The organism is Neisseria sp. HMSC067H09 (assembly GCF_001814135.1).
Taxonomy (GTDB): Bacteria; Pseudomonadota; Gammaproteobacteria; order Burkholderiales; family Neisseriaceae; genus Neisseria.
Genome location: NZ_KV814894.1, coordinates 97977 through 116487 on the forward strand (window position 1 = coordinate 97977; position 18511 = coordinate 116487).

The window sequence follows — 18511 nt, forward strand, 5'->3', positions numbered from 1 at the left end:
TTGTTATTTTGTAAGATAAAATAAACTTAAGATAAAGGAATAACTGCTAAAAACCGTTTTGAAATACGAGTAAATATCATTATTAAGTGCTTGATATAAAAGCATATATCTATGTATTTATTGGATAAATTTGCAAAGTGTAAGCAAATGCAATTAGTGTTATAAAATTTCATAAAAACGGCTAAGTTTGACTTCCGTCAAAAATCATCGTGGGTAGAATGACACGGCTTTTACATTTGTGTATGGTTGAAAAAAGAAAGACAGGTCGTCTGAAAAATAATTGTTTCTTTTTAAATTCATGTTATTAGTAAGGTTCATTGCGGCGGTGAATCCAGCCTTTTCAGACGACCCTTTGGAATTTTAGTGGACAGATCAATTGTAGTTTTATTTCTACCGGTAAATATTGCCGACAATACCCGTTATCATCATCCGAGTGAAATGATAGGTTATTAAGTTTTATGAAAATCAATGGATTATAAAAATCATATTGTCGCCTCATATCGATTGACAGCACTATTACACCGATTAAGGTCGTCTGAAAAACGGCCTCTATAAAAAAGCTAACAAACCCTCCCTACCATATGAAAAGGAACACAATCATGACCGTCATCAAGCAAGAAGACTTTATCCAAAGTATCTGCGATGCCTTCCAATTCATCAGCTATTACCATCCGAAAGACTACATCGACGCACTCTATAAAGCGTGGCAGAAGGAAGAAAATCCCGCCGCCAAAGACGCGATGACGCAGATTTTGGTCAACAGCCGCATGTGTGCCGAAAACAACCGCCCCATCTGCCAAGACACCGGTATCGCAACCGTCTTCCTCAAAGTCGGCATGAACGTCCAATGGGATGCGGACATGAGCGTGGAAGAGATGGTTAACGAAGGTGTACGCCGTGCCTACACTTGGGAAGGCAACACCCTGCGCGCGTCCGTCCTCGCCGACCCGGCCGGCAAACGCCAAAACACCAAAGACAACACCCCCGCCGTCATTCACATGAGCATTGTGCCGGGCGACAAAGTTGAAGTAACCTGCGCGGCAAAAGGCGGCGGCTCTGAAAACAAATCCAAGCTCGCCATGCTCAACCCTTCCGACAACATCGTTGATTGGGTATTGAAAACCATCCCGACCATGGGCGCGGGCTGGTGTCCTCCCGGTATTTTGGGCATCGGTATCGGCGGTACGCCTGAAAAAGCCGTACTGATGGCAAAAGAATCCCTGATGAGCCACATCGACATTCAAGAATTGCAGGAAAAAGCCGCGTCCGGCGCAGAATTGTCCACCACCGAAGCCCTGCGCCTCGAACTCTTTGAAAAAGTCAACGCGTTGGGCATCGGTGCACAAGGTTTGGGCGGACTGACCACCGTATTGGACGTCAAAATCCTCGATTACCCGACCCATGCCGCTTCCAAACCGATTGCCATGATTCCGAACTGCGCCGCCACCCGCCACGTCGAATTCGAATTGGACGGCTCAGGCCCGGTCGAACTGACCCCGCCGCGCGTTGAAGACTGGCCCGATTTGACTTACAGCCCCGACAACGGCAAACGCATCGATGTCGATAAACTGACCAAAGAAGAAGTTGCCAGCTGGAAAACCGGCGACGTATTGCTGCTGAACGGCAAAATCCTTACCGGCCGCGATGCCGCGCACAAACGCCTCGTTGATATGCTCGACAAAGGCGAAGAGTTGCCCGTCGATTTCACAAACCGCCTGATTTACTATGTCGGCCCCGTCGATCCTGTCGGCGACGAAGTCGTCGGTCCCGCAGGTCCGACCACTGCCACCCGTATGGACAAATTCACCCGCCAAATGCTCGAACAAACCGGCCTCTTGGGCATGATCGGCAAATCCGAGCGCGGCGCAGCCACCTGCGAAGCCATCGCAGACAACAAAGCCGTGTACCTCATGGCAGTCGGCGGCGCGGCATACCTCGTGGCAAAAGCCATCAAATCCTCCAAAGTCTTGGCGTTCCCCGAATTGGGCATGGAGGCAGTTTACGAGTTTGAAGTCAAAGACATGCCCGTAACCGTCGCCGTGGACAGCAAAGGCGAATCCATCCATGCCACCGCTCCGCGCAAATGGCAGGCAAAAATCGGCATCATCCCCGTCGAGTCCTAATGCCTTGATGCCAGGTTGAAAAAAGGTCGTCTGAAAACTTGAAACAGGGTTTTCAGACGACCTTTTGGCTAATGCGGTTTCAATGGCGTAAAACCGGCATCCGTATTCCTGCAAAACCCTGCGACAAAGCGTAAAAAAACGCTATAATTGCCGACAATTTTCCCTTTCAGACGACCTTTTTTAGACTGGGGTCATCTGAAAAAACAAACAAGGAAGAAATCCGATGAAAAACTACCAAGCGCCCGACGAGAAGGGCTTTTTCGGCGAACACGGCGGACTTTATGTCTCCGAAACCCTGATTCCCGCCTTGCAAGAGCTGGCGGATGCCTATAAAGCAGCGAAAAACGACCCGTCGTTTTGGGAAGAATTCCACCGCGATTTGAAACACTACGTCGGCCGCCCCAGCCCCGTTTACCATGCCGTGCGATTGTCCGAGTATCTGGGCGGTGCGCAAATCTGGTTGAAGCGCGAAGACTTGAACCACACCGGCGCGCACAAGGTAAACAACACCATCGGTCAGGCATTGCTTGCCCGCCGCATGGGCAAAAAACGCGTCATCGCCGAAACCGGCGCGGGTCAGCACGGCGTGGCCTCCGCCACCGTCGCCGCCCGCTTCGGCATGACTTGCGACGTGTACATGGGCGCGGACGACATCCAGCGCCAAATGCCCAACGTGTTCCGCATGAAATTATTGGGCGCGAACGTGGTCAGCGTCGACAGCGGCAGCCGCACGCTGAAAGACGCGATGAACGAAGCCATGCGCGAATGGGTCGCCCGCGTGGACGACACGTTCTACATCATCGGCACCGCCGCCGGCCCCGCGCCGTATCCCGAAATGGTGCGCGATTTCCAATGCGTTATCGGCAACGAAGCCAAAGCGCAGATGCAGGAAGCCATCGGCAGACAGCCCGACGTCGCAGTTGCCTGCGTCGGCGGCGGCTCGAACGCCATCGGCCTGTTCCACCCGTATATCGGCGAAGAAAACGTGCGCCTCGTCGGCGTGGAAGCCGGCGGTTTGGGCGTAGACACTCCCGACCACGCCGCGCCGATTACCAGTAAAGCCCCCATCGGCGTATTGCACGGCTTCCGCAGCTACCTGATGCAGGACGAAAACGGCCAAGTCTTGGGTACGCACTCCGTGTCCGCAGGCTTGGATTACCCCGGCATCGGCCCGGAACACAGCCACCTGAACGACATTAATCGCGTCGAATACACCGTCGCCAAAGACGACGAAGCACTCGAAGCCTTTGATTTGTTGTGCCGCTTCGAAGGCATCATCCCCGCACTCGAATCTAGCCACGCCCTCGCATGGGCAGTCGCCAACGCGCCGAAAATGGGCAAAGACCAAGTGATTCTGGTCAACCTGTCCGGCCGCGGCGATAAAGACATCAATACCGTGGCGAAGTTGAAAGGGATTGAGTTGTAAGCATTTCCGTTGAGCGGATAAAGACAAGAGGTCGTCTGAAAACTGAGTAAATAGGTTTTCAGACGACCTTTTACCTTTTCAATAACAAAGTAAAGTTATGGAGGTTTGGTCTGCCTCATCATGCCGTTATAATGCGGGTTGCAGCATTTTGAAAGGGCAGGGTGATGGAAGAATGGTTTGAACGGACTATTATCGGCCGCTATACGGCGGAGCGGGAAAAGCAGTTTTTTGCGCATTACTTGGAGCGGTTTGCGCCTTGCGGTGTTCAAACCGTCGTCCAACAGGGCGGCGAATGGCTGAGATCGTCTGAAAACGTGGTTGCCGTTCCCCGCGATGTATTGATGACGGCGGACGCTATGGCTTGGGAGAGTCATTCTATTGATGTGCTGCTGATGCCGCACAGTCATGAAACTGCTGCGCTGACGCAAGTGCTGCATGAAGCGTCCAGAGTGTTAAAACCTGAAGGGCGGTTGGTTTTGACGGGGTTTAATCCGAAATCTTTGTGGTTTTTCAGCAAGTGGTTTGATGGAACGCGCTTGCCCAAAAAGGAGCATTGCCTGACTTTGCCCGCTTTGAAGCAGCGGTTGGCGGATTTGGATTTTGAGGTGGAATTCGGAAAGTTTATGGTGTACCTGCCTGCTGTGAATTCGCAAAAGGGGCTGCGGTTTTGGCGTTTTATGGAGAAGGCGGGGGACAGGTGGTGGCCGCAGTGCGCGGCGGTGTACGGCTTGGTTTTGGTCAAACGTATGGCGGGGGTTACGCCGTTGCCGGAGTTTGAAAAAATATTGGGAACGCAGACGGTGGCTTTGGGCGCGGCGCGGATTTCGGATTGAGAAATGCGGCGTTGGTAAAACCGGCATAACCAGGTTTCAGACGACATTTTGAGGCTGAACATTTGAAAACGGCAGGTTTGACTGCATAAATATAGCCTCTTCTATATTTGTCATTCTGCCTTGAATTTGCTGCTTTCTGCTTGTAAAGCCGATTGGTTGCAAATTGTCAGGCTGCGTTGGCATCGGTAGAATCTTAGGTCGTCTGAAAAAGGCGATGTTGACTGTATTAGCTTGAGGATAAAGAAAAATGCCGGAATTGCCTGAGGTAGAAACGACGTTGCGCGGTATCAGCCCGCATATTCAAGGTAAAACGGTGGCGGATGTCGTGTTGCGCCAAACCAAGCTGCGCTGGCAGATCAATCCGCAGTTGGCGGAGCTTTTAGCGGGGCAGGAGGTGTTGAGCTGTCGTCGGCGGGCGAAATATCTGATTATCGGTTTTGCAACGGGTATCTTGTTGATTCATTTAGGCATGTCGGGCAGCTTGCGGATTTTTACGGACGGCGATACGCGGATTGACCATCCCGACAAACACGACCATGCGGACATTGTGTTTGCGGACGGAACGGTATTGCGCTATCACGACCCGCGTAAGTTCGGCGCGATTCTGTGGTATGAAGGCATTGCGGAACATCATCCGCTCCTTGAGAAGCTGGGCCCCGAGCCGCTTTCAGACGACTTCTCCGCCGATTATCTGTACCAAAAATTTAAAACGCAAAAACGCGCGGTCAAGCTGGCTCTGATGGACAATGCCGTCGTGGTCGGCGTGGGCAATATTTATGCGAACGAAAGCCTGTTTAAATCGGGCATCTCGCCACACCGCCCTGCGGACAAGGTTAAGAAAAAAGAATGCGCCGTCTTGGTGGAAACGATTAAATCGGTATTGCAGCGCGCGATTGAAACTGGCGGCAGCACGTTGCGCGACTTCGTCAACAGTGACGGCAAAAGCGGCTATTTCCAGCAGGAATATACGGTGTACGGCAGGCACAACGAACCCTGCGTCCGTTGCGGCGGTTTTGTGCAGAAGGAAGTTTTGGGGCAGCGCGGGACGTTTTATTGTCCTAACTGCCAAAAATAATGTATGAACCTGTTTTCAGACGACCTCTTTGTCATCTGGGTCGTCTGAAAACGTTATTACTATGATTTGATACACATTTAAGACGAAAAGAAAAACAGTTATGCACTCACAAAAAGCCCCGTTTTTTACCCGTTTGGGCAGATTGTTCCGCCTGGCGGGATGGCTGTTCCGAACCGGAAGGCATTTGCGCCGTATCGATGCCGGCAATCCTGCCGAACGCGATCATGCGGTCATCACTTTAGGCAAAGGCGCGCTGGAAGCCTTGGATATCGAATTGGAAATCGGCACGCCGCCCGCGGATAATGTGAAGGGTGTTTTGGTGGCGGCAAACCATGTGTCTTGGCTGGATATTTTCGCCATGAGTGCGGTGTATCCGAGCAGCTTTATCGCCAAGCAGGAAATCAAAGACTGGCCGGTCTTGGGCAAAATGGGGCAAAACGCAGGCACGGTGTTTATCAACCGAAATTCCCGACGCGATGTCGAGCCGATTAACCAAGCCATTTGCGCCGCGTTGAAAGCCGGGCAGAATGTCAGCTTTTTCCCCGAAGCGCGGACTTCTTTGGGCTTGGATATTTTGTCGTTCAAAGCCGCGCTCTTCCAATCCGCCATTGATGCCGACGCGCCTGTTCAGGCAGTTACGCTGCGCTATTATGATGATGCCGGTAAAAGGACGACTGTGCCGTCTTATGCGGAAGTCGATTTGGTGCGCTCACTTTGGCGCATCGTTTCCATGAAAAAGCTGCGCATCCGTATCGATTTTGCCGCCCCGATTCGTCCCGGCAAAGACGAAGACCGCTTTATGTTGAAAGACAAAGTAGAAAGCAGCATCCGTGAAGTCGTATTGTCCGATGCACACGATTCCGAAAAATAATTCCAGGCCAGGGGCTTGTTTTCTTTCAGACGACCTCTATTTAAATGAAACATTCGCAGGTTGGGTTTCATAGCTTCAGGTAATTAATATTATTTGAACTATAAATTATACAAATCAAACTCCCTGCGCTAGAATGCACACATTCACTCGTATCATTCCCTAAACCTAAAATTTCAAGGAGATCCAAAATGGCTTTGCAAGATCGTACCGGTCAAAAAGTACCTTCCGTCGTATTCCGTACCCGCGTGGGCGACACTTGGAAAGATGTTTCCACTGATGACTTGTTCAAAGGTAAAAAAGTAGTCGTATTCTCTCTGCCCGGCGCATTTACTCCGACTTGTTCTTCTTCCCACCTGCCACGTTACAACGAATTGTTCGGCGCGTTCAAAGAAAACGGCGTTGACGCAATTTACTGCGTATCTGTAAACGATACTTTCGTGATGAACGCTTGGGCTGCCGAAGAAGAAGCTGACAACATCTACATGATCCCTGATGGCAACGGCGAATTCACCGAAGGCATGGGCATGCTGGTCGGCAAAGAAGACTTGGGCTTCGGCAAACGCTCTTGGCGTTACTCCATGCTGGTTAACGACGGCGTGATTGAAAAAATGTTCATCGAGCCTGAAGAGCCGGGCGATCCTTTCAAAGTGTCTGACGCTGACACTATGTTGAAATTCATCGCTCCTGACTGGAAAGCTCAAGAGTCTGTTGCCATCTTCACCAAACCCGGCTGCCAATTCTGCGCTAAAGCTAAAAAAGCTTTGCAAGACAAAGGTTTGTCTTACGAAGAAATCGTATTGGGCAAAGATGCAACCGTTACTTCCGTTCGCGCCATTACTGGCAAGATGACTGCTCCTCAAGTCTTCATCGGCGGCAAATACATCGGTGGTAGCGAAGATTTGGAAGCTTACTTGGCTAAAAACTAATTGCTTGATGCTATGGGGTCTGTCGATATTCAATAGTTTCCGTGTCTTTTCATCTCCAAAGCGGCATCTTCTGCGTTGGAAATCCTTACAAGGTGTCCAACCTTGTTGCGGTTTTCGCCTTGAATCTTCCGCTTTGGAAACAAAAATCCACTTGGAAAATTGAATGTCGACAAACCCTAAAGACGGTTTGAATAAAACCGTCTGAACAGAAAAATAGAGTTATTCAGACGATACGCTACACGGTCGTTCTGAATAGCTCTATATTTACAAGTAGAATTTGAGATTATCGTTTTAAATCGAGATTTTTAAAATGACTATCGATTTTATATTATCGATAGTTTGTTAAGGAGGTCGTCTGAAAACTTGATACGCTTCACGCTGATACCGCTTCGGACGCTCAACAAAAAAGGACAAAGATTATGAAAAAAATTCAAGCAGATGTCGTCGTAATCGGCGGCGGTACTGCCGGTATGGGCGCGTTTCGCAATGCCCGTTTACATTCGGATAATGTTTACCTGATTGAAAACAATGTGTTCGGCACGACCTGCGCGCGCGTGGGCTGTATGCCTTCCAAACTCTTGATTGCTGCCGCAGAGGCGCGCCATCACGCATTACATACCGACCCGTTCGGCGTGCATTTGGATAAAGACAGCATCGTCGTCAACGGCGAAGAAGTCATGCAGCGCGTCAAATCCGAGCGTGACCGTTTTGTCGGCTTTGTCGTTGCCGATGTGGAAGAATGGCCTGCCGACAAGCGCATTATGGGTTCGGCTAAATTTATCGACGAGAATACCGTTCAAATCGACGACCATACCCAAATCACGGCAAAAAGTTTCGTGATTGCTACCGGCTCGCGTCCCGTCATCCTGCCGCAGTGGCAGTCTTTGGGTGAACGTTTGATTATCAACGACGACGTTTTCTCATGGGATACGCTGCCCAAGAGCGTTGCCGTGTTCGGACCGGGCGTTATCGGTTTGGAACTGGGTCAGGCATTGCACCGTTTGGGCGTGAAAGTCGAAATTTTCGGCTTGGGCGGCATCATCGGCGGTATTTCCGACCCCGTCGTTTCAGACGAGGCGAAAGCCGTGTTCGGCGAAGAATTGAAACTGCATCTGGATGCTAAAACCGAGGTCAAACTCGATGCGGACGGCAAGGTAGAAGTCCATTGGGAGCAGAATGGCGAAAAAGGCGTATTTGTTGCCGAATATATGCTGGCAGCCGTAGGCCGCCGTCCGAACGTTGACAATATCGGTTTGGAAAATATCAATATCGAAAAAGATGCGCGCGGCGTACCCGTTGCCGATCCGCTGACCATGCAGACCAGTATTCCGCATATCTTCATCGCGGGCGACGCGTCCAATCAACTGCCTCTGCTGCACGAAGCTGCCGACCAAGGCAAGATTGCCGGCGACAATGCGGGCCGCTACCCGAATATCGGCGGCGGTTTGCGCCGCAGCACCATCGGCGTGGTGTTTACCAATCCGCAAATCGGCTTTGTCGGTTTGAAATACGCGCAAGTTGCCGCGCAATACCAACCCGACGAATTTGTCATCGGCGAAGTATCGTTTAAAAACCAAGGCCGCAGCCGCGTGATGCTGGTAAACAAAGGCCATATGCGCCTGTATGCCGAAAAAGCCACCGGCCGCTTTATTGGCGCGGAAATCTTAGGCCCGGCCGCCGAACATTTGGCACACCTGTTGGCATGGGCGCATCAAATGAAGATGACCGTTGAGCAAATGCTGGAGATGCCGTTCTACCATCCCGTTATCGAGGAAGGTCTGCGCACCGCGTTGCGCGATGCCGATGCGAAGTTGAAACAGGCTTGATGGATTGATCTCATCAATCTGCCGGAATGAAAGGTCGTCTGAAAACCTGATTCAAGGTTTTCAGACGGCCTTTTTTGTCTTTCCGTTGCGGAATAAAATCAGTTGCGGCGTCATTGCTGTGTAATGTGTAGGTTGGATACTTGTATCCGACAAATATTTAATGCTTCTGTTTTCTTTACACATTGTTGCAGATGGAGATGTCGGATTCAAGAATCCGACCTACGGCAGATTTAAAGTTTTCAGACGACCTTTCGGGTTCAAATGCCTTCAAGCAGCCGGCTGGTATCATCATCTGCCGTTTCATTTTTCCGATACTGTCCCGGCGAAATCCCGTATTGTTTTTTAAACGCTTTGCCAAAGTGGGTTTCGGATTGGAAGCCGACGTTCAGCGCGACAGACAAGACGGAATCGGCGGTTTGCCGCAGCAATACGGCGGCTTGGCGCAGGCGGATGAGGTTGACGAAGGCGTGGGGGCTGATGCCGGTTTGCTGTTTGAACAGGCGCATGAGTTGGGCGCGGGAGAGGTTGGCAAGCGCGGTCATTTTTTCGATGTTCCATTCGTCTTCGGGGCGGCTGACGACGGTTTGGATGAGCTGGCGCAGGCGTTTGTCGCGCAGGCCGTTGAGTATGCCGCCCAAAGGCGCTTCTCCGCCTTGTTCGAGATGGGCGCGGACGATGAGGACGAGGAGGACGGAGGAAAGGGCGTTGACGATGGCGCGCGAGCCGGAAAGCGTGTGCGCGCTTTCGTATTGCAACATGGAGATAAGGCATTGTAGCGAGGGATGGTCCATCTTGATGAGGACGGTTTCGGGCAGGTCGTGCATGATGTCGGCGTGTTCGTCGTATTCGAAGCGGGCGCAGAACAAATCGAGGCTTTTTTCGCCGCCGCTGCCTGAAGATTCGATGGTAAACGCGCCATCGTTGCTGATATGAATGGTATCGCCGCAGTTGTTGCAGTCCGCTTCGCTGCTGATGATGTGTTCCGCGCTACGCGGGAAAAAGATAAGGTCGCCGGTTTGTAAGAGACGTGCTTCGGGTTCGCCTTCGATTTTGATGTAGCTTTCTCCGGCGACGACAAGGTGCGCGATGCCGTGCGCGCGCCTGCGTTCGTGTGGTGCGTACCATTTGTCGCGGAACAGGCATTGTATGTCCACGCTGCCGGTGATTTGCGCCAGTTCGATGAGTTTGTCCAAAGTGTCCATAAGTGTTTTTTGCAAGTGAATGAGATGATTTGACGATCATAATAGTCAAATTATTGCAATAATGCCATTCATCGGATGTAAAGATGGCGGATTAAATTGAAATCTGCCATGAAAGAGCAGCATCCTTCATATCAAACACATTGGAAAGGAAATCAAAAAATGTTTCTAAATTGGCCCGAACACACCGCACACGTTAAAAAATCATTCGGCGAGCTGGGTAAAAACCACCCGAAAATGCTGCAAGCCTACGGCGCGCTGGAACAAGCCGCCGCAGCCGAAGCATTGGATGCGAAAACCCGCGAGCTGATTGCTCTCGCCGTTGCTATTACCACCCGTTGCGAAAGCTGCATCAGCGTACACGCCGCCGCAGCCGCAAAAGCGGGCGCGACTGAAAGCGAAATCGCCGGCGCGCTGGCGACCGCCATCTCCCTGAACGCAGGCGCAGCCTACACTTACGCCCTGCGTGCTTTGGAAGCGGTTGACGCGCAGCGTTGATTTTGTCTCAAAGGGTCGTCTGAAAAAACTCCCGTTTCAGACGACCCTTCTGTTGACGGAGCATTGCTTTTTGCCGCCGAACCGTTTAGATTGATATTTTTGTTCAACCGTTTGGAGAAACGACCATGAAAAAATTGCTGACTGCCGCGCTGACTGCCGCCGCACTCGTCCTGCCTGCCGCCGTATCCTATGCCGCGCCCGCGGCCAAAGCCGCTAGCGCGCAACCTGCCAAAGCAAAAGGCGTATGGATTGACGTACGTTCCGAAGAAGAATTCAAATCCGGCCACCTGCAAGGCGCGGTCAATATTCCGCACGACCAAATCGTCGAACGCATCAAAAGCGTCAGTCCCGACAAAAATGCGCCCGTCAACCTCTATTGCCGCAGCGGCCGCCGTGCCGAAGCCGCGCTTACCGAGTTGAAAAAAGCAGGCTACACCAACGTAACCAACCACGGCGGTTACGAAGACTTGGTAAAAAAAGGTTTGAAATAACCAGCAACAAGGTCGTCTGAAACGTTTCAGACGACCTTTTATCCAAGGAAAAACATGAAACCGATACGCACCTTCGCCGCAGCCGCCATCCTCGCCGCCCTGACCGCCTGCGCTTCACACGGCGGCGATGCCGCCCGACAACCCGATTCCCGACAAAGTTCCGCCATGAATCAAACCCATACCGCCGTCAGCAAATACAGTTTTGACGATACCGTCCGCCGTTTGGAAACCGCCGTCAAAGAAAAAGGCATGACCGTGTTCGCTGTCATCGACCACCAAGCCGCCGCGCGCCAAAGCGGTTTGGACATGCAGCCCGCGAAAGTCATCGTCTTCGGCACGCCCAAAGCCGGCACGCCGCTGATGCAAAAAGACCCCGCCTTCGCCCTGCAACTGCCGTTGCGCGTCCTCGTTACCGAAACCGACGGCGCAGTCCAAGTCGTATTCAACGACACGCGCGCGCTGGTGTCGGGCAGCAAAATCGAGTTTGCCGAAGTCGAAAACACGCTCGCCAATGCTGAAAAGCTCATCCGTAAAACGGTAGCGGAATAGGGATAAGCCAAATAATCGAAAGGTCGTCTGAAACCGAAAAAAGGTTTCAGACGACCTTTTATTGTTAACAGGCTTACCATTCTTCAGAAGCGTCGAATATTTCTTCGTCCCAACTACTTTTGAGCGCGGCGTGGATGGTGTCCATATCGAAGCCGCGATAGGCGAGGAAGCGCGTTTGTTTTTGCTTGTCTTTCAAATCGGAGGCGGGCTGTTTGAATTTTTTGCGCAACACGGCGACTGCGGTTTGCAGTTCGCGCGCTTTGTCGGGCATGAATTCGCGGCTGACGGTTTCGTCTATGCCTTGCTGCGCCAATGCCTGTTTCAGGCGCAGGGAGCCGTGTTGGCGGCTTTTGCTGTGGATGTAGGCTTCGGCATAGCGTTGATCGGATTGCCAGTTGCGTTCGGCAAATTCGTTTAACACGTTTTCCAATTCTTCTTTGCTTTCGGCATACGGGGCGAGCTTGCGCTTGAGTCCGACACGGCTGATTTCCTGTCGGGAAAGGATGTCCATCGCGCGGGCGCGCAGGGATTTTTGGGGTTTCATGCAGAGGTCGTCTGAAAAAGGTCGATTCGTAGGTCAGATTCTTGAATCTGACTTGCAGGTTGCAAGATAGTGGGAGATAAGAAACTTTCATTTCGTCATTTCCGCGCAGGCGGGAATCCAGTGATTTGAAATCAACACAACTTTTAAACAATTCTGAAAAATTAAAGTCTGGATTCCCGCCTGTGCGGAAATGACGAATCTTTTTATTTCCACTGCTTTATTTTCAGACGATCTTTGAAGCAGGAATAAAGGTCGTCTGAAAACAAGGATATCGGTTATTCGTCGTCTTCTGCTTTTTTCGGTCGCAGGTTTTCGTAGATTTCGGGCAGCGAGCCGATAATCCAATCGGGTTTGGTCGCTTTGTCTTGTGAGAGCAGGGTCATGTCGCCGTAGCCGAAGGTGACGCCGACGCTGAGGCAGCCTGCGGCTTTGGCGGCGATGATGTCGTTGCGGGAGTCGCCGACCATGATCATGTTGGCGGGATCGATGCCCAAGACTTCGGCGGCGTGTTGCAGCGGCAGCGGGCTGGGTTTCTTTTCGGGCAGGCTGTCGCCGCCGAGAATCAGGCTGAAGTAGTCGGCGAGTCCGAGCTGTTTCAAGAGTTCGGCGGCGAGGATTTCGTTTTTGTTGGTGATAACCACCAGCGGGATGCCCAGCGATTTGAGCAATGCCAGCCCGGCTTCGGTTTCAGGGTAGGGGCGGGTGAAGTCGCTCAAGTGGTCGCGGTAGTATTTCATGTAGAACACGAAACCTTTTTCCCACAAATCGGGCGCGGCTTCTTGGTCGCGGTCGTTGGTGATGACGCGGTGGACGAGTTTGCCGATGCCGTCGCCGACGTAGCTTTCTACTGTTTTGGCGGGCAGCGGCTCCATGCCGAGATATTCGCGCATGGCTTCGGCTGCGGCGGCAAGGTCGGGGACGGAATCGCATAATGTGCCGTCCAAATCAAAGGCGGCGGCTTGGACGTGTTCGATGGCGGCGGTCATGATATGTTTTGCTCGTGAATGACAGGGACGCGTATTTTAACATTGTTTCCCGACAGGTAGTTTTCAGATGGATTGTTAACAATATAGTTGGAGCTTGAAATGGCATTTCATTGATTTTCAGAAGCTTTGACTTTGAAAGGCAGGCTGATTCAATTTTCAGACGACCTTTTTTAAAAACAAAGGTTTTTGGGGTGTGTTCGGAAAACGGGGATGTTTTGTAAAGGGATGGGAGAAGCAGTTTGAATGTACCCTTTTGTCGTCTGAAAAATAAAACCATATATAAATTAACTAACTCTCGTTTTTGCGACTACATGCTATTACATTTCATTTGGAAATTGGTTATAGTTACAAATGTAAAGCCCTTAAACTTCAACCCGACATAAGAAGGAAGAGAAATGTCCCAATCCGCCGCAAAAGAAACCCTTAACCCTTTCGAAATCGCCCGCAAACAGGTCAAAACCGCCTGCGACCGGCTCAATGCCGACCCTGCGGTGTATGAAATCCTGAAAAGCCCGCAACGCGTTTTGGAAGTTACCTTCCCAGTCAAACTCGACAACGGCACGGTCAAAACCTTCACCGGCTACCGTTCGCAACACAACAACGCCGTCGGCCCCTACAAAGGCGGCGTGCGTTTCCATCCCAATGTGAATTTGGACGAAGTCAAAGCCTTGTCGATTTGGATGACCATCAAATGCTGCGTTGCGGGCATTCCTTACGGCGGCGGCAAAGGAGGCATTACTTTGGATCCGCGCGATTATTCCGAAGCAGAGTTGGAACGCATTGCACGCGCTTATTCCGAAGCCATTTCCCCGCTCATCGGCGAGAAAATCGATATTCCTGCACCTGACGTGAACACCAACGGCAAAATCATGTCGTGGATGGTTGATGCCTACGAAAATGTCGTTAAAAAATCTGCGCCGGGCGTGTTCACCGGTAAACCGGTCGAATTCGGCGGCTCTTTGGCGCGTACCGAAGCGACAGGTTACGGCGTGAACTTTGCCGCCGTCCAAGCTTTGGAAAAACTCGGCAAAGACGTGAAAGGCGCGACCTACGCCATTCAGGGCTTCGGCAATGTGGGCTATCACACAGGCTATTACGCGCATCAATCCGGCGCGAAAGTCGTTGCCGTTTCCACCGTCGATGTCGCCATCTACAACGAAAACGGCTTGGATATGGAAGCCCTCTTCAAAGAGTTCCAAGAAAAAGGCTTCATTACCAACGAAGCGGGTTACGGCAAAGAAATCAGCAACGCCGAACTCTTGGCATTGGATGTGGACGTACTCGCCCCTTGCGCGCTGGAAAACCAACTGACTTCCGAAAACGCGGGCAAAGTACGCGCCAAAATCGTGGTCGAAGGCGCAAATGGTCCGACTACGCCCGAAGCCGATGCCATCCTGCGTCAAAACGGCGTATTGGTCGTGCCCGATATTCTGGCGAACTGCGGCGGCGTGGTCGTTTCCTATTTTGAATGGGTGCAAAACCTGCAAGGCTATTACTGGGAATTTGACGAAGTTCAGGAAAAAGAAACCGTCGTCCTGCGCCGCGCGTTCCGCGATATTTGGAATCTGGCGCAAGAGTATGATGTGGACCTGCGTACCGCGTCTTACATGATGAGTATCCGCCGCGTTGAAAAAGCGATGAAGCTGCGCGGTTGGTACTGATCAAATTTTGAAGCGTTAGCTTGAGAAAAGGTCGCCTGAAAAATTTTCAGACGACCTTTTGGTTTGTGCGGCGGATAGTGCTTAAAAATGGAGCGGGCGGACGGGTGGCATTGCGGGACGTATGTTTGCGGATAGGGGAGGTACGTCGATGGTCAGGTTTTTGTCGGAAGAACGGGTGTGGATGTCGAGATTGACGTGCAGCGGCAAACCCGAACCGGCAGCCGGGGCGGGTTGATAGATTTTGCCGTCGAGGTTGATGCACCTGAATGGCGTTTTTTCCCCTTTACTGGAGGTGAACGCCAATTTTTCCAGTGTTTTTTCTTCATCTTTATCGGCATGGGGGTAAGACAGGCAAAGCAGTGTGCTGAATCTGCGATCCTCCTGCCAAACGGTAACCCCTGCCTTTTTGATATTCTTCACAGAATAGGCAAACTTGATTTCGTAGGGATGTTTCAGTTTGGCCTTAAAGATGGGAGAGAGCTTTTCAGACGACCCTTTGTCTAACACATAGGTGTATTGATCACCGAGCATGACCCAGCCGCCTGCAGGCGCATCTTCCGTAGCAGAGCCAAGCTTTCCGAAAGAGAGGATGCTGTCGTTGCCTTTGTGGACGGAGGGTGTGCCGTCGTCTGAAAAAGCAGTGCAGCCTGCAAGAAGGAATACTGCGGATAAAAAGGGGAAGGCGTATGTTTTCATGATGTTTGTTCGGAGGTATTTAAAATCAGGCAAATGGGGGAACGCTCAATCCGAATCGTTCCAACAAGCCGGCCGTTTCGTAAACAGGCAGGCCCATCACGCCGGTGAAGCTGCCTTGCAAATGCTCGACAAACACGCCGCCCAAACCCTGAATGCCATACGCGCCCGCTTTGTCCATCGGTTCGCCGCTTCGGATATAGGCGGATATTTCTTCGGCAGACAGGGTTTTGAAACGCACGTCGCTGGTTTGTAAAACACCGCGCGTTTTCCTTTGCCAATATACGCATACGGCAGTCAGCACCTGATGCGTCTGCCCTGAAAGCCGGGCGAGCATTTCGGCTGCTTGGGCTTCGGTTTCCGGTTTGCCGAGGATGTGGTTTTGATAGGCGACCGTAGTGTCGGCGGTCAGAATTGGATATTCGGGCTGCGCGTCGTGGGTGGCAAACCATTGCTCGACAGCGGCGGCATTTTTTTCCTGCGCCATACGTTGCACATAATCGGCGGCGTTTTCGTCGGAATGCGGTGTTTCATCGATGTCGGCAGGGATACGGATAACCGCATATCCGAGGTTTTCGAGGATTTCGCGGCGGCGCGGGCTGCCGGAGGCTAGGTAGAGTGTGTGCATAACACTTTCTTTTTTAAGAGGATATAAGGTCGTCTGAAAATTATTTTGACTGTTTGTGTTGTCCGGACAGGCGCACATAATGCGCGGACGAGTATTTCAAAAATTCTTTTTCCTTGTCGGTCAGCGGGCGGACTTGTTTGACGGGCGAGCCGACATAGAGATAGCCGCTTTCCAGCCGTTTGCGTGGCGGCACGAGGCTGCCTGCGCCTATCATCACGTCGCTTTCGACGACAGTATCGTCCAGAATAATTGTTCCCATACCGATTAAAACGCGGTCGCCGATGCGGCAGCCGTGCAGCATGACTTTGTGTCCGACGGTTACGTCTTCGCCGATGACAAGGGGCGAACCTTCGGGTTTTTCGGCGTTTTTGTGCGAAACGTGTAAGACGCTGCCGTCCTGCACATTGCTGCGTGCGCCGATGCTGATGCTGTTCACGTCGCCGCGCAAGACGGCATACGGCCAGACGGATACGTCTTCGGCAAGCGATACTTCGCCGATGATGACCGAAGTTTCATCGATAAGGCAGGATTCGTGGATTTGCGGGGTATGGTTTAAGAATGGGCGGATGGGGTTCATGTTGTCTCTTTCTTTTTGACGGTATGGCAGGTTTCAGGCGACCTGCGGCTCGGTATGGCGAAAGTATGCCGTTTTGACGCAGGCGGGGCAAGGGCGGTATCTGCCAAGATGCAGTCATGTCTTTGTAAACAATATTCTTTATGGTTAAGAAACCATTTTCTGTTAAGCCGGAATCTTTTGTTTGCCGAAGGTGGGAAATTGTCCGTTATTATCTTGTAGTTGCAAGTAGCTGCAAATCATTCTCTTGCCATTTGAATTAGAATGATATATATTTTTAAAAAAATATTTCACAAAATAACGAAACCCGATGGTTTGTTTTCAAACGGATTTCGCGGGTTTCCCATCCCGCAAACCTCCGCTTCCATCCCATATTCGTTTTCAAACCTATCCAATCCACCTTGTTTAAATAAAGGCGGCCTGAAGGTCGTCTGAAACTTTATGAAGGATATTCACATGAGCGAAACACAAGAGCTGACTTTTGCCAAACGGCTGAAAGAGCAAACCACCACCATTCACGACAGCGTGGACAATTTGGTCATGTCTGTCGAGCCGTTTACCAACAAAGAGAATTACATCAAATTCTTGAAGCTGCAATCCGTGTTCCACAAAGCGGTCGATCATATCTATAAAGACCCCGAATTGAACAAAGCCATTCCCGAGCTGGAATACATGGCGCGTTACGACGCGGTAACGCAAGACTTGGCGGATTTGGGCGACAAACCTTACGAATACGGCAAACCGCTGCCGCACGAAACTAACAATAAAGCCATCGGCTGGCTGTATTGCGCCGAAGGTTCCAATTTGGGCGCAGCATTTTTGTTTAAACACGCGCAGAAGCTGGATTACAACGGCGAACACGGTGCGCGCCACCTCGCCCCCCATCCGAACGGACGCGGTAAACATTGGCGTGCCTTTGTCGAGCATTTGAATGCTTTGGGCTTAAGCCCTGAAGCCGAAGCCGAAGCGATTCAAGGCGCAAAAGATGCGTTTGCGTTCTACAAAGTCGTTCTGCGCGAAACCTTCGGCCTGCCTGAAGGCGCGGAAGCTCCGGAAGGCTTTGTTCCGCACCGTCATTAATGGTTTGACGATATAAGTAGAGGTCGTCTGAAACACATCTGTATACGCGGATTCATAAATTCCGCTTTCAGACGGCCTTCATACTGATGTAAGTTTAGTACCGTTTGGTTATCCGCATTTGCGGTATATTTTAATTGGTTTGATGTAAATAATTATCAAATATTTTATCACCATCATTCCAAAATACCATTATCACATTCAGGAGTTTTACCATGAAGGAATCATTTAAATTAAGTATGTTGGCGATTGCTTGCAGCATCGCATTGAGTGCATGCGGCTCAAGCGGTAGTGGCACGCCGTCTGCACAGCCTGCACCGACCCCGCAACAGCCGGGCAATAATTCCGGCTCGGGCGGAGGAGGTGATTCAAAACAAACTGAAGACGCTAAGAAAGCCGAAGAAGCCAAGAAAGCTGAAGAGGCCAAGAAAGCTGAAGAGGCCAAGAAAGCTGAAGAGGCCAAGAAAGCCGAAGAGGCTAAGAAAGCCGAAGAAGCCAAGAAAGCCGAAGAAGCCAAGAAAGCTGAAGAGG

18 protein-coding genes and 1 pseudogene are annotated in these 18511 nt (G+C 51.3%); 13 read left to right on the plus strand and 6 right to left on the minus strand.

Features of this window, described 5'->3' with window-relative positions; translation table 11 throughout:
* Positions 1-599: 599 nt before the first annotated feature.
* The 7 genes from HMPREF2954_RS04320 (at position 600) to HMPREF2954_RS04350 (ending at position 9080) form a co-directional block, all read left to right on the plus strand.
* A complete protein-coding gene (locus HMPREF2954_RS04320) occupies positions 600-2123 on the plus strand; it encodes a fumarate hydratase (protein ID WP_003740750.1) in 1524 nt (507 codons plus the stop codon).
* A 223-nt stretch (positions 2124-2346) separates the two neighbouring features.
* Positions 2347-3549 (plus strand): tryptophan synthase subunit beta, encoded by a 1203-nt coding sequence (trpB, locus tag HMPREF2954_RS04325; protein ID WP_039409453.1) that lies wholly within the window; start codon positions 2347-2349, stop codon positions 3547-3549.
* A 164-nt stretch (positions 3550-3713) separates the two neighbouring features.
* The gene (locus tag HMPREF2954_RS04330) at positions 3714-4382 is read left to right on the plus strand and encodes a class I SAM-dependent methyltransferase (RefSeq protein ID WP_039409450.1); all 669 of its coding nucleotides are present in this window, start codon (positions 3714-3716) and stop codon (positions 4380-4382) included.
* Between the two features lie 247 nt (positions 4383-4629).
* Positions 4630-5457 (plus strand): bifunctional DNA-formamidopyrimidine glycosylase/DNA-(apurinic or apyrimidinic site) lyase, encoded by an 828-nt coding sequence (mutM, locus tag HMPREF2954_RS04335; RefSeq protein WP_045075743.1) that lies wholly within the window; start codon positions 4630-4632, stop codon positions 5455-5457.
* 100 nt (positions 5458-5557) lie between these two features.
* The gene (locus HMPREF2954_RS04340) at positions 5558-6328 is read left to right on the plus strand and encodes a 1-acylglycerol-3-phosphate O-acyltransferase (protein WP_045075746.1); all 771 of its coding nucleotides are present in this window, start codon (positions 5558-5560) and stop codon (positions 6326-6328) included.
* Positions 6329-6516: 188 nt separating this feature from the next.
* Positions 6517-7254, plus strand: a complete 738-nt coding sequence (locus tag HMPREF2954_RS04345) for a redoxin family protein (RefSeq protein WP_003759091.1) — start codon at positions 6517-6519, stop codon at positions 7252-7254.
* Between the two features lie 419 nt (positions 7255-7673).
* The gene (locus HMPREF2954_RS04350) at positions 7674-9080 is read left to right on the plus strand and encodes a dihydrolipoyl dehydrogenase (protein ID WP_045075748.1); all 1407 of its coding nucleotides are present in this window, start codon (positions 7674-7676) and stop codon (positions 9078-9080) included.
* A 257-nt stretch (positions 9081-9337) separates the two neighbouring features.
* On the opposite strand, the gene HMPREF2954_RS04355 is transcribed toward HMPREF2954_RS04350, so the two are convergent.
* Entirely contained in the window at positions 9338-10282 is a 945-nt protein-coding gene (locus tag HMPREF2954_RS04355; protein ID WP_045075751.1) for a helix-turn-helix transcriptional regulator, read from the minus strand.
* Positions 10283-10441: 159 nt separating this feature from the next.
* Here HMPREF2954_RS04355 and HMPREF2954_RS04360 point away from each other — a divergent pair, with 159 nt between their 5' ends.
* The 3 genes from HMPREF2954_RS04360 (at position 10442) to HMPREF2954_RS04370 (ending at position 11817) form a co-directional block, all read left to right on the plus strand.
* Positions 10442-10777 (plus strand): carboxymuconolactone decarboxylase family protein, encoded by a 336-nt coding sequence (locus tag HMPREF2954_RS04360; RefSeq protein ID WP_045075755.1) that lies wholly within the window; start codon positions 10442-10444, stop codon positions 10775-10777.
* Positions 10778-10902: 125 nt separating this feature from the next.
* Positions 10903-11268 carry a rhodanese-like domain-containing protein gene (locus tag HMPREF2954_RS04365; RefSeq protein ID WP_045075758.1) on the plus strand — a complete coding sequence of 122 codons (366 nt, stop codon included), beginning with the start codon at positions 10903-10905 and terminating at the stop codon, positions 11266-11268.
* A gap of 54 nt (positions 11269-11322) precedes the next feature.
* Positions 11323-11817: a DUF302 domain-containing protein gene (locus HMPREF2954_RS04370; RefSeq protein ID WP_045075760.1), complete on the plus strand. Its 495-nt coding sequence runs from the start codon at positions 11323-11325 to the stop codon at positions 11815-11817.
* A gap of 73 nt (positions 11818-11890) precedes the next feature.
* Here HMPREF2954_RS04370 and recX read toward each other — a convergent pair whose 3' ends face one another.
* Entirely contained in the window at positions 11891-12361 is a 471-nt protein-coding gene (recX, locus tag HMPREF2954_RS04375; protein WP_045075763.1) for a recombination regulator RecX, read from the minus strand.
* 275 nt (positions 12362-12636) lie between these two features.
* The gene (locus HMPREF2954_RS04380; protein ID WP_045075767.1) at positions 12637-13347 is read right to left on the minus strand and encodes a phosphoglycolate phosphatase; all 711 of its coding nucleotides are present in this window, start codon (positions 13345-13347) and stop codon (positions 12637-12639) included.
* 395 nt (positions 13348-13742) lie between these two features.
* Between HMPREF2954_RS04380 and HMPREF2954_RS04385 the strand changes: the two genes are divergently transcribed.
* A complete protein-coding gene (locus HMPREF2954_RS04385) occupies positions 13743-15008 on the plus strand; it encodes a Glu/Leu/Phe/Val family dehydrogenase (RefSeq protein ID WP_045075769.1) in 1266 nt (421 codons plus the stop codon).
* A gap of 81 nt (positions 15009-15089) precedes the next feature.
* Here the strand turns inward: HMPREF2954_RS04385 and HMPREF2954_RS04390 are convergent, their stop codons facing one another.
* The 3 genes from HMPREF2954_RS04390 to HMPREF2954_RS04400 are packed head-to-tail and all read right to left on the minus strand — an operon-like array spanning position 15090 to position 16906.
* Positions 15090-15704 carry a hypothetical protein gene (locus HMPREF2954_RS04390; RefSeq protein WP_039409426.1) on the minus strand — a complete coding sequence of 205 codons (615 nt, stop codon included), beginning with the start codon at positions 15702-15704 and terminating at the stop codon, positions 15090-15092.
* Positions 15705-15729: 25 nt separating this feature from the next.
* On the minus strand, positions 15730-16329 hold the full coding sequence (locus HMPREF2954_RS04395; protein ID WP_045075772.1) for a Maf family protein: 600 nt from the start codon (positions 16327-16329) through the stop codon (positions 15730-15732).
* A 40-nt stretch (positions 16330-16369) separates the two neighbouring features.
* Positions 16370-16906 carry a gamma carbonic anhydrase family protein gene (locus HMPREF2954_RS04400; RefSeq protein WP_045075775.1) on the minus strand — a complete coding sequence of 179 codons (537 nt, stop codon included), beginning with the start codon at positions 16904-16906 and terminating at the stop codon, positions 16370-16372.
* Positions 16907-17359: 453 nt separating this feature from the next.
* Here HMPREF2954_RS04400 and HMPREF2954_RS04405 point away from each other — a divergent pair, with 453 nt between their 5' ends.
* Together HMPREF2954_RS04405 and HMPREF2954_RS04410 are read left to right on the plus strand one after the other, a co-directional pair.
* Complete coding sequence (locus tag HMPREF2954_RS04405) at positions 17360-17983, plus strand: biliverdin-producing heme oxygenase (protein WP_045075778.1); 624 nt, start codon at positions 17360-17362, stop codon at positions 17981-17983.
* Between the two features lie 212 nt (positions 17984-18195).
* Positions 18196-18511 (plus strand): annotated as a pseudogene (locus HMPREF2954_RS04410) (transferrin-binding protein-like solute binding protein); the annotation flags it as partial.

Coding starts and splice junctions, on each gene's coding strand:
- HMPREF2954_RS04320 (WP_003740750.1), top strand. CDS start 600: ATGACCGTCATCAAGCAAGAAGACTTTATCCAAAGTATCTGCGATGCC.
- trpB (WP_039409453.1), top strand. CDS start 2,347: ATGAAAAACTACCAAGCGCCCGACGAGAAGGGCTTTTTCGGCGAACAC.
- HMPREF2954_RS04330 (WP_039409450.1), top strand. CDS start 3,714: ATGGAAGAATGGTTTGAACGGACTATTATCGGCCGCTATACGGCGGAG.
- mutM (WP_045075743.1), top strand. CDS start 4,630: ATGCCGGAATTGCCTGAGGTAGAAACGACGTTGCGCGGTATCAGCCCG.
- HMPREF2954_RS04340 (WP_045075746.1), top strand. CDS start 5,558: ATGCACTCACAAAAAGCCCCGTTTTTTACCCGTTTGGGCAGATTGTTC.
- HMPREF2954_RS04345 (WP_003759091.1), top strand. CDS start 6,517: ATGGCTTTGCAAGATCGTACCGGTCAAAAAGTACCTTCCGTCGTATTC.
- HMPREF2954_RS04350 (WP_045075748.1), top strand. CDS start 7,674: ATGAAAAAAATTCAAGCAGATGTCGTCGTAATCGGCGGCGGTACTGCC.
- HMPREF2954_RS04355 (WP_045075751.1), bottom strand. CDS start 10,282: ATGGACACTTTGGACAAACTCATCGAACTGGCGCAAATCACCGGCAGC.
- HMPREF2954_RS04360 (WP_045075755.1), top strand. CDS start 10,442: ATGTTTCTAAATTGGCCCGAACACACCGCACACGTTAAAAAATCATTC.
- HMPREF2954_RS04365 (WP_045075758.1), top strand. CDS start 10,903: ATGAAAAAATTGCTGACTGCCGCGCTGACTGCCGCCGCACTCGTCCTG.
- HMPREF2954_RS04370 (WP_045075760.1), top strand. CDS start 11,323: ATGAAACCGATACGCACCTTCGCCGCAGCCGCCATCCTCGCCGCCCTG.
- recX (WP_045075763.1), bottom strand. CDS start 12,361: ATGAAACCCCAAAAATCCCTGCGCGCCCGCGCGATGGACATCCTTTCC.
- HMPREF2954_RS04380 (WP_045075767.1), bottom strand. CDS start 13,347: ATGACCGCCGCCATCGAACACGTCCAAGCCGCCGCCTTTGATTTGGAC.
- HMPREF2954_RS04385 (WP_045075769.1), top strand. CDS start 13,743: ATGTCCCAATCCGCCGCAAAAGAAACCCTTAACCCTTTCGAAATCGCC.
- HMPREF2954_RS04390 (WP_039409426.1), bottom strand. CDS start 15,704: ATGAAAACATACGCCTTCCCCTTTTTATCCGCAGTATTCCTTCTTGCA.
- HMPREF2954_RS04395 (WP_045075772.1), bottom strand. CDS start 16,329: ATGCACACACTCTACCTAGCCTCCGGCAGCCCGCGCCGCCGCGAAATC.
- HMPREF2954_RS04400 (WP_045075775.1), bottom strand. CDS start 16,906: ATGAACCCCATCCGCCCATTCTTAAACCATACCCCGCAAATCCACGAA.
- HMPREF2954_RS04405 (WP_045075778.1), top strand. CDS start 17,360: ATGAGCGAAACACAAGAGCTGACTTTTGCCAAACGGCTGAAAGAGCAA.